Annotated in this window: 11 protein-coding genes; 6 read left to right on the top strand and 5 right to left on the bottom strand. The window is 61.5% G+C overall.

The genetic code is table 11. From position 1 onward, the window contains the following. Nucleotides 1–177 precede the first annotated feature (177 nt). Together PseAD21_RS07715 and PseAD21_RS07720 are read left to right on the top strand one after the other, a co-directional pair. A complete protein-coding gene (locus tag PseAD21_RS07715) occupies nucleotides 178–879 on the top strand; it encodes a response regulator transcription factor (RefSeq protein WP_003224662.1) in 702 nt (233 codons plus the stop codon). Between the two features lie 4 nt (nucleotides 880–883). After that, nucleotides 884–2,185, top strand: a complete 1,302-nt coding sequence (locus tag PseAD21_RS07720; protein ID WP_102355177.1) for an ATP-binding protein — start codon at nucleotides 884–886, stop codon at nucleotides 2,183–2,185. Between the two features lie 117 nt (nucleotides 2,186–2,302). On the opposite strand, the gene pncA is transcribed toward PseAD21_RS07720, so the two are convergent. The 4 genes from pncA to PseAD21_RS07740 form a co-directional block, all read right to left on the bottom strand. Then, on the bottom strand, nucleotides 2,303–2,929 hold the full coding sequence (gene pncA / locus PseAD21_RS07725) for a bifunctional nicotinamidase/pyrazinamidase (RefSeq protein ID WP_102355178.1): 627 nt from the start codon (nucleotides 2,927–2,929) through the stop codon (nucleotides 2,303–2,305). Between the two features lie 49 nt (nucleotides 2,930–2,978). Next, nucleotides 2,979–3,737, bottom strand: a complete 759-nt coding sequence (locus PseAD21_RS07730) for an anti-sigma factor (protein WP_102355179.1) — start codon at nucleotides 3,735–3,737, stop codon at nucleotides 2,979–2,981. Then, nucleotides 3,734–4,210: a sigma-70 family RNA polymerase sigma factor gene (locus tag PseAD21_RS07735; protein WP_256588103.1), complete on the bottom strand. Its 477-nt coding sequence runs from the start codon at nucleotides 4,208–4,210 to the stop codon at nucleotides 3,734–3,736. The genes PseAD21_RS07730 and PseAD21_RS07735 overlap by 4 nt, the downstream gene beginning before the upstream one ends. Nucleotides 4,211–4,282: 72 nt before the next feature. Further along, nucleotides 4,283–4,816, bottom strand: coding sequence for a tetratricopeptide repeat protein (locus tag PseAD21_RS07740; protein ID WP_102355181.1), 534 nt, complete (start codon nucleotides 4,814–4,816; stop codon nucleotides 4,283–4,285). Nucleotides 4,817–4,991: 175 nt separating this feature from the next. Between PseAD21_RS07740 and PseAD21_RS07745 the strand changes: the two genes are divergently transcribed. The 3 genes from PseAD21_RS07745 to nudC all read left to right on the top strand — a co-directional run bounded on the left by PseAD21_RS07745 (nucleotide 4,992) and on the right by nudC (nucleotide 7,636). Then, entirely contained in the window at nucleotides 4,992–5,765 is a 774-nt protein-coding gene (locus tag PseAD21_RS07745) for a class I SAM-dependent methyltransferase (protein WP_102355182.1), read from the top strand. A gap of 221 nt (nucleotides 5,766–5,986) precedes the next feature. Further along, nucleotides 5,987–6,799 carry a crotonase/enoyl-CoA hydratase family protein gene (locus PseAD21_RS07750; RefSeq protein WP_102355183.1) on the top strand — a complete coding sequence of 271 codons (813 nt, stop codon included), beginning with the start codon at nucleotides 5,987–5,989 and terminating at the stop codon, nucleotides 6,797–6,799. Between the two features lie 6 nt (nucleotides 6,800–6,805). Then, complete coding sequence (nudC, locus tag PseAD21_RS07755) at nucleotides 6,806–7,636, top strand: NAD(+) diphosphatase (protein ID WP_102355184.1); 831 nt, start codon at nucleotides 6,806–6,808, stop codon at nucleotides 7,634–7,636. Here nudC and PseAD21_RS07760 read toward each other — a convergent pair. Then, the gene (locus PseAD21_RS07760; protein WP_025109917.1) at nucleotides 7,604–8,383 is read right to left on the bottom strand and encodes a TSUP family transporter; all 780 of its coding nucleotides are present in this window, start codon (nucleotides 8,381–8,383) and stop codon (nucleotides 7,604–7,606) included. The two genes, nudC and PseAD21_RS07760, sit on opposite strands and share 33 nt — an antisense overlap. Before the next feature lie 322 nt (nucleotides 8,384–8,705). Here PseAD21_RS07760 and sfnG point away from each other — a divergent pair, with 322 nt between their 5' ends. Then, entirely contained in the window at nucleotides 8,706–9,800 is a 1,095-nt protein-coding gene (sfnG, locus tag PseAD21_RS07765) for a dimethylsulfone monooxygenase SfnG (RefSeq protein ID WP_102355185.1), read from the top strand. Nucleotides 9,801–9,908: the final 108 nt, after the last annotated feature.

Consider the following 9,908-nt stretch of genomic DNA (forward strand, 5'->3'; position numbering starts at 1 on the left):
GCATCCTACGGTCAGACGCCGAGGGTAGCGGTGAAGCTTTGTAGGCGCTGTGTGAAATTGTGTAAGGGTTTTACTCAGGGACGGGTGAGGGCGTATATCCTTTACGCCTTGAAATTTATTGCGACAGATAAACCGCCATCGCGAGCAGTCGCCACTGCACTTTCCTTGGAACACCCCATGCCCAACATCCTCCTGGTCGAAGACGACACCGCCCTCGCCGAACTGATTTCCAGCTACCTGGAGCGCAACGGCTATTCCGTCAGCGTGATCGGGCGTGGCGACCATGTGCGTGAACGGGCACGGATCAACCCGCCCGACCTGGTGATCCTCGACCTGATGCTGCCCGGCCTCGACGGTCTGCAGGTCTGCCGTTTGCTGCGGGCGGATTCGGCGACGTTGCCGATCCTGATGCTCACCGCCCGCGATGACAGCCACGATCAGGTGCTGGGCCTGGAAATGGGCGCTGACGATTACGTCACCAAACCGTGCGAGCCACGGGTTCTGCTGGCCCGAGTGCGTACCTTGCTGCGCCGCAGCAGCCTCGGTGAACCAATGACCGTCAATGACCGGATCGTCATGGGCAACCTGTGCATCGACCTGTCCGAACGCACCGTGACCTGGCGCGAGCAGCCCGTGGAGCTGTCCAGCGGCGAATATAATTTGCTGGTGGTGCTGGCCCGGCATGCCGGCGAAGTGCTGAGCCGCGATCAGATCCTGCAACGCCTGCGCGGCATCGAGTTCAACGGTACCGACCGCTCGGTGGATGTGGCGATTTCCAAGTTGCGGCGCAAGTTCGACGACCACGCCGGCGAGGCGCGCAAGATCAAGACCGTGTGGGGCAAGGGTTACTTGTTCAGTCGTTCCGAATGGGAATGCTGAGCTGATGTTCAGAATCCTCTTTCGCCTGTATCTGGTGACGATTGTTTCCTACAGCGCGGCGATCTACCTGGTGCCGGATCTGGTGATCATGGCGTTCCGTGATCGCTTCATCGCCTATAACCTCGATTACTCGCGTGGCCTGCAATCGCTGATCACCCGCCAGTTTCACGCGGTGCCGCATGATCAATGGCCGGCACTGGCGCAGTCGATGGACAAGGACTTCCAGCCGCTGCACATTGTGCTGGCGCGCATCGACAACGCCGAGTTCACCGCCGCCGAGCAGGCGCGTTTGCGTCGCGGAGAAAACGTGGTGCGCATCGGGGACTGGGGCTGGCGAACATTGGCGGTTGCGCCGCTGAACGAAGACGTCGCCGTGCAAATGGTAGTTCCGCCGGACCCGATGGACGTCAATCTGCTGTACTGGAGCATCAACGTGCTGATCGGCGCGAGCATGCTCGCCTGCCTGCTGCTGTGGATTCGCCCGCACTGGCGCGACCTGGAACGCCTCAAGGGCGCTGCCGAACGCTTCGGCAAGGGTCACCTGAGTGAGCGCACGCAGATCCCGGCCAGCTCCAACATCGGCAGCCTGGCCAATGTCTTCGACACCATGGCCGGCGACATCGAGAACCTGCTCAACCAACAGCGTGACTTGCTCAACGCGGTGTCCCACGAATTGCGCACGCCGCTGACCCGGCTGGATTTCGGTCTGGCGCTGGCGCTCTCCGATGACTTGCCGGCGACCAGCCGCGAGCGCCTGCAGGGGCTGGTGGCGCACATTCGTGAACTGGATGAGTTGGTGCTGGAGCTGTTGTCCTACAGCCGCCTGCAGAATCCGGCGCAATTGCCCGAGCAGATCGAGGTCTCGCTGGACGAGTTCATCGACAGCATTCTGGGCAGCGTCGATGAAGAACTGGACTCACCGGACATCGTTATTGATGTGCTTTTGCACGGTCAGCTCGAACGGTTTTCGCTGGATCCGCGCCTGACCGCGCGGGCCATCCAGAACCTGCTGCGCAATGCCATGCGCTATTGCGAGAAGCGCATTCAGATTGGCGTGCAGGTCAGTCCCGATGGCTGCGAGATCTGGGTCGACGACGATGGTATCGGTATCCCGGATGACGAGCGTGAGCGGATTTTCGAACCGTTCTATCGGCTTGACCGCAGCCGCGACCGGGCTACAGGTGGGTTTGGTCTCGGGTTGGCAATCAGCCGCCGGGCGCTGGAGGCGCAGGGTGGGACGTTGACGGTAGAGAACTCGCCGTTGGGTGGGGCGCGGTTCCGGTTGTGGTTGCCTGACATGGCTTGACCCGAAACCTGTGGGAGCGGGCTTGCTCGCGAAAGCTGTGGGTCAGCCAAATATCGGGTGACTGACACACCGCTATCGCGAGCAGGCTCACTCCTACAGGGAGGGGGAACGCGTCGGTCAGATCAGTTGGTTCGATTGAATCAGGCCAACCCCGGCGGTCTGCATCCGCTCCATGGCCGCCGCCAGTGATCCGTCCCTGTCAATGGCGCGGCAGGCATCCAGCAGCACAAACGTATTGAATCCGGCCGCCCGGGCATCCAGCGCGGAAAACATCACGCAGAAATCCAGTGCCAGACCGACCATATAGACCGTGTCGATACCGCGCTCCTTCAGATAACCGGCCAGCCCTGTGGTGGTGCGCCGGTCCGCTTCGAGAAACGCCGAATAACTGTCGATATCCGGATTGCAGCCTTTGCGAATGATCAGTTGCGCGTGGGGCAGATCCAGCGCCGGGTGGAACTCGGCGCCGGCCGTGCCTTGTACACAATGCTCCGGCCAGAGTGTCTGTTCGCCGTAGGGCAACTGAATCACCTCGTAAGGCTTGCGCCCGGGGTGACTTGAGGCGAACGAGGCGTGGCCGGTCGGGTGCCAGTCCTGGGCAATGACCACCTGTTTGAACAGGCCGCCCAGGCGATTGATCAGCGGCACAATCAGATCGCCTTCGGGCACGGCCAATTGGCCGCCGGGGGTGAAGTCGTTCTGCACGTCAATGACCAGCAGGGCGGTGCGGGGTGAAATCTGCATCGGTGGGGCCTCCTTGGATAATCACCGGTCCAGCATAGTGGAGCGGCATTTACGCGCCCAACTTTTCGATCAAGTGTTTTGCCCGCTCCTCCAGCTCCAGCGCCGGGTTGTGCCCGATCAACATCCACGCGTGCTCGCCTTCGGCCCAGTACACCACGTTCATCTCATGCCGCCGTTCGTGCGCCAGTGGCCGGCTGCCGCTGTTGGACCGCGTGACACACAGGGCCAGCGGGCCATGCTTCGCGTCCAGATAGGTCAACTGTGCAATCGGCACGCCGTCGTACTCAAGCATCTGTGCCCGCTTGAGTTCGGCGCCCGGCAACGTCACCAGTGCCGGTGACAGATTCAACCCCAGCCGTGCGTCCACCGTGCGCAGTTGCGCGCGTTGACTGGCTTCGTCGCTCGGCAAGTGATCGAGGGTCTGCGGCACATAGAGCGCCATGTAATCGCCGACCAGCGCGCGCCAGTTATGCGCTTGTTGCGCCTGCCAGGCGATAAACAGCCGATCGGCCAACACGCCGCCAGCCAGCAGGCCAGCAGCGGTCGCGCCGATAAACCAGCGACGGCTCAGGCCCGGCCGCTGAGGCGCGGCGATGGCATCGAGGCGTGCTTGCAAACGCTCCAGTGGCGCCTGTTGCGCCAGCTCGTCATAGGCCTCTTTGTACGGCAGGCTGCTGCGGTCGAGCCATTGCACGCGCAGACTGAGCAACGAGTCGTCGGCAATCGCGCTGTCGAGCTGGCTGCGATAGGCCGGGTCCAGTTCGTCATCGAGGTAGGCCGTCAGTTGTTCGTCGGAGGGCTTGTTCATGGGTGATCACCTCCGGTGGATTTCGGTACGGCTTGCAGGGGCGGGTATTGCGCCAGTTTCAGGCGCGCGGTGGCCAGGCGACTCATGACCGTCCCGATCGGCACTTGCAGGATCTCGGCGACCTCGCGGTAGGACAACCCTTCGATATAGGCCAGGTATACGGTTTCGCGCTGGGCTTCGGGCAAGGCATCGACCCGGCGGATCACCTGCGCCGCCATCACGTGCGTCTGCGCGGCGTACTCGCCATCGATGGCCAGTTGACCGTCTGCATCGACCTGGCCCGCGCCCTGACGCACCCGGCGTGCGCGTACTTCGTTGAGCCAGATCGAATGCAGGATGCTCAGCAGCCAGCGATCCATGCGTGTGCCGGCCACGTATTGACCGGCACGTTCCAGCGCCCGCACACAGGTCGCCTGCACCAGATCCTCGGCCACGTGCCGATTGCGCGACAGCAGCAGACCGTAGCGCCACAAACGCGCCAGGTGCTGTCCGAGTTCTGCTCTGAATGCCTGATCGCTGACGATGATGGCGTTCCTTTATTGATTTCAGGTTTTCGATGAATCGTTGATGGCTTCGGCCAGGTCCTGGTATTCCTCGCAGGACATACCGCATATCGATTTGATCTGCTGCAACTGTTCCTGCGCCAGGTCGACGCGGCCTTTGATCACATAGGCTTCGCCGAGATATTCGCGTACTTGCGCGTATTGCGGATCGAGTTTTACTGACTGCAGGTAATAGCTGATGCCTTCATCGGTGTGCCCCAGTTTTCGTGTGGCGTAACCGCGGTAATTGAGGGCCTTGGCGGTGTTCGGCTGTTTCAGGGTGTCGAGCAGGGCAAGGGCCTCTTCGTACCGACCGTCCTTGGCCAATCTGTAGGCGTAGTCGGTACGGTCGGCATCCGGCACGGCGCTGCTGGTCTGCATCACGCATTTCTTCGATTTGCTGTCCCAGACCTGGCCTTTGGGGCAGTTGGGTTTCTGCACGGGCGCGCTTTCATCACCGTTGGCAAACGCCATCGATGCGGACAACGCGGTCACCAGCAGCAACGGGGCGGCGAACATAACGGAACGGATAGTCATGGGCAAGGCTCCACAGAGGGTTATGTTTCACTTTGAACACCACAGCACGGGATTTTATTCATTGCTTTGTCAGGCTCTGTTCAAGGTACGCGCAAATTGTGGCGTTATGCTCAGGAATGCCAGCCGTCCATCCAGCGCCTTGCCATGCCGCCGCGCTGACACACGAGGAACTGCCATGAAAGATCAGGTTCATCATTGCGCTGCCGCCGGCTACAAAACTGCCGCCGATACCTACGTCAAAGGCCGCCCCGACTATCCGCCGCAGGTCAGTCAGTGGCTGACGCAAACGTTAGGCCTGGACAGTCGCAAAACGGTCATCGATCTGGGTGCCGGCACTGGCAAGTTCACCGGGCGGCTGGCGGCCACCGACGCGCAGGTGATCGCTGTGGAGCCGGTGGCGCAGATGCTGGAAAAACTCTCCGCCGCCTGGCCCGAAGTGCTGGCCGTGAGCGGCACCGCGACGGATCTGCCATTGCCCGACGCGTCGGTGGACGTGGTGGTCTGCGCCCAGGCATTTCACTGGTTCGCCACCTCCGAGGCCTTGACCGAGATTGCCCGGGTGCTCAAGCCCGGCGGCAAGCTCGGCCTGATCTGGAACCTGCGTGACACACAAATCAGTTGGGTGCCGAAACTCGACGCTATCGTCAACGCCCTGGAAGGTGATACGCCGCGTTATTACACCGGCCAATGGCGCGAGGCGTTCCCGCATCCGGCGTTCGGGGGCCTGCAATTGCAGCAGTTTCACCATGGGCACACCGGCTCGCCCGAGGACGTGATTTTCAATCGGGTGCGCTCCACCAGTTTCATTGCCGCGCTGCCTCAGGCGCAGCGCGACAAGGTCGATGAACAGATCCGCGCACTGATCGCCTCGGAGCCGGCGTTGCGCGGCCGGCATGTGCTGACGGTGCCTTATGAGACGGCGGCGTATGTGGCGGTAAAGGGCGGTTAGACCGGCGGTGCGGCCCTTCGCGAGCAGGCTCGCTCCCACATTGATCTTCAGTGAACAGGGATTCTGCAGTCACCACCGATCCCTGTAGGAGTGAGCCTGCTCGCGAAGGGGCCGGCCCTGACACCACATCTCTCGACCCAGTCCCGCATTTGGCCGAACCGCCATTGTGATGCCTTGTTATAGTTCGGGCCTCATTTTCTGTCCGGTAAAGGATCACTGCCATGTCTCAATACACCGCCTTCAGCGTCGAACTGGCCGACAACATCGCTCATGTGCAGATCAACCGTCCGGAAAAGATCAACTCGATGAACGCCGCGTTCTGGAGCGAGATCGTCGAGATTTTCCAGTGGATCGATGACACCGACGAAGTGCGGGTGGTGGTGCTCAGCGGCAACGGCAAACACTTTTCCTCCGGCATCGACCTGATGATGCTCGCCGGCGTCGCCAATGAACTGGGCAAGGATGTCGGCCGTAACGCGCGCCTGCTGCGGCGCAAGATCCTCACCCTGCAGGCCTCGTTCAACGCTGTCGACAACTGTCGCAAACCGGTGCTGGCCGCGATTCAGGGCTACTGCCTGGGCGGCGCGATCGACCTGATCGCTGCCTGCGATATGCGTTACGCTGCTGAAGACGCGCAATTCTCGATCAAGGAAATCGACATCGGCATGGCCGCCGATGTTGGCACCTTGCAACGGTTGCCACGGATCATCGGTGACGGCATGCTGCGTGAACTGGCTTATACCGGTCGCACCTTTGGCGCCGAAGAGGCGCGCAGCATCGGCCTGGTCAATCGCGTGTACAGTGACAAGGAACTGCTGCTCGAAGGCGTGATGGACATTGCCCGCGCCATCGCCGGCAAGTCGCCGATTGCGGTCACTGGCACCAAGGAAATGATCAGCTACATGCGCGACCATCGCATCGACGACGGTCTCGAATACGTTGCCACCTGGAACGCCGCCATGTTGCAATCCACCGACTTGCGCGTGGCCATGGCCGCCCATATGAGTAAACAGAAACCCGAATTTCTGGATTGAGAAACCATGACAGCTCGTTGGACCACTGCAGTACTGGACACCGATCAACCCGGCGGCTGGGCCGTGGCGCGCAGCCCCGAAGGCTTTCTGTTCGATGACAACGGCGCGCTGTTCCCCCGCGATTGGCTCAAGCGTCAGGACCTGTCAGTCCTCGCCGAACACGGCATCGGTCACCTTGATGGCGAGCCGGTGTTTCTGCTGGAATTGCGCAGTTCCAGCGAAGTGCCGGGCTGCAACTGGAAAGGCCTGCGGGCGTTCATGCTCGATGGCGATCACACCGTCTACAAAGTGCTGGGTTATGCCGCGCAGATCGGCACCTGGGCGCGCGAACATCGCTTTTGCGGCAACTGCGGGCAGGCGATGACGCAGGTGCCGCGCGAGCGGGCGATGTATTGCCAGCCGTGCGACCTGCGCAGTTATCCGCGCATTTCGCCGAGCATGATTGTGCTGATCACGCGCGGCGACGAGATTCTGCTGGCGCGCTCACCGCGTTTTGTCACCGGGGTTTACAGCACGCTGGCCGGTTTTGCCGAGCCGGGCGAGTCGGCGGAAGAGTGCCTGGTTCGCGAAGTGCGCGAAGAAGTGCAGATCGAGGTGAAGAACATCCAGTACATGGGCAGCCAGTGCTGGCCGTTCCCGCATTCGATGATGCTCGGCTTCCATGCCGAATACGCCGGTGGCGAGATTGTCTGTCAGGAAGACGAGATCGAAGATGCCCAGTGGTTCAACGTGCACGATCTGCCGCCGTTGCCAGCGTCAAAATCGATTGCCCGTTACCTGATCGACGTCTACGTGGCGCGGCGTTCAGGCCACGCTGAACCAGTGCTGCCAGGCTAACCGCACGGTCAGCCCCAGCACCACGGTGATGAACACCGGGCGAATGAACTTGGCGCCACCGCTGATCGCGGTGCGCGCCCCGAAGAACGCGCCGACCATCACCGACAGGCCCATGCTCAGGCCGATGATCCAGTCCACTTGCCCGGAAAACACGAACACCGACAGCGCCGCGATGTTGCTGACGAAGTTCATGCTGCGCGCCACGCCGCTGGCCTTGACCAGATCGATCGGGTAGAGCAGCAGGCTGCTGACGGTCCAGAACGCGCCAGTGCCGGGGCCGGCAACGCCGTCGTAGAAACCCAGGCTGAAGCCCTGACTCGACTGCCATTTCTTCTTGATCGGCGCATCGCTGTCCAGCGGCGCTTTGGGCGTGCCGCCGAACAACAGATACACGCCGCAGGCAAACACGATCACTGGCAGCATTTTATTCAGCCATTCTGCTGGCAGATAGTGGGCGACGATGGCGCCGGTCAGTGCGCCGACCAAGGTGCCGATGATCGCGTGCGTCCACTGCCGGGGGTGGAACAGCTTGCGCCGGTAGAAAGTGAAACTGGCGGTGGCCGAACCGAAGGTCGAACTCAGCTTGTTGGTGCCCAGTACCAGGTGCGGCGGCAAGCCGGCGGTGAGCAGCGCCGGGGTGGTCAGCAGACCGCCGCCGCCAGCGATGGCGTCGATGAAACCGGCAATGAAAGCGACGAGGGCCAGAACGGCCAGGGTAGTGAGGTCAACGCTGAGTTCGAAAGGCATGGAGTCGGCTTATTCGGCAGGGCGCAGAAGGGCTGCGGGGAGGTCGGCCATGTTACCTGCATCCGGCTTTTGCGGCGACCCGTCGGACGCCTTTGCGAGCAAGCCCACTCCCACATGTTGCATCTGTGGGAGCGGGCTTGCTCGCGAAGAGGCCAGCTCAGGCACTGACTATTCAACTGTTGCCCACCCAACACCTCGACAACAAATCACCCTCCAACAATGCAACTCCATCAGCCTCAACCCCAATAAAAACGGGTGACTGGACGCTGGCACGCTTGCTGCTCTGACTCCTTGACCTTCCCAATGTCCCGAGGACACGCCAATGAGCAAGCAAGCCGTGAAATTCGCCTACTGGGTGCCGAACGTCAGTGGTGGTCTGGTGGTCAGCAAGATCGAGCAGCGCACTGATTGGGGCATCGACTACAACCGCAAACTGGCGCAGCTCGCCGAAGCGGCGGGGTTCGAATATGCGCTGACGCAGATCCGCTTCACTGCCGGTTACGGCGCCGAGTTCCAGCATGAATCGGTGGCTTTCAGTCACGCACTGCTGGCCGCCACCAGCAAGCTCAAAGTGATCGCGGCGATTCTGCCGGGGCCATGGCAACCGGCGCTGGCGGCCAAGCAATTGGCAACCATCGATCAACTCACCAACGGCCGGATCGCGGTGAACATTGTCAGTGGCTGGTTCAAGGGCGAGTTTCAGGCGATCGGCGAGCACTGGCTGGAACACGACGAACGCTATCGGCGTTCCGAGGAGTTCATTCGTTCGCTGCGCGGGATCTGGAGTCAGGACAACTTCAGCTTTCGCGGCGACTTCTACCGGTTCGACAATTACAGCCTCAAGCCCAAACCGCTGGGGCGCCCGGAGATCTTCCAGGGCGGCAGTTCACGTGCCGCGCGGGACATGGCGGCACGGGTGTCAGACTGGTATTTCACCAACGGCAACAGCGTCGAGGGGATCAAGGCGCAGGTTGATGACATTCGTGCCAAGGCGGCGGCGAACAATCACTCGGTGAAAATCGGCGTCAACGCCTTCGTCATCGCCCGTGACACCGAAGAAGAGGCGCGCGCCGTACTGGCGCAGATCATCGAGCAGGCTGATCCGGAAGCGGTGAATGCTTTTGGCGACGCGGCGAAGCAGGCGGGCAGGGCATCGCCGGAAGGTGAGGGTAACTGGGCGAAATCGACGTTCGAGGATCTGGTGCAATACAACGATGGCTTCAAGACCAACCTGATCGGTACGCCATTGCAGATTGCCGAACGGATTGTGGCGCTGAAGGCGGTGGGGGTGGATCTGGTGTTGGCGGGGTTCCTGCACTTTCAGGAGGAGGTGGAGTATTTCGGCAAGCGAGTGTTGCCGTTGGTGCGCGAACTGGAGGCTGAAACGCATTCTCAAAAGACTCCGGCAGTCGCCTGACCACTACAAAGCAAATGTGGGAGCAGGCTTGCTCGCGAAAGCGTCGTGTCAGTCAGCATTCATGTCGCGGACACACCGCCTTCGCGAGCAAGCCCGCTCCCACAGGGG

The sequence above is a fragment of the Pseudomonas sp. AD21 genome (assembly GCF_002878485.1).
In the GTDB taxonomy this organism is placed as follows: Bacteria; Pseudomonadota; Gammaproteobacteria; order Pseudomonadales; family Pseudomonadaceae; genus Aquipseudomonas.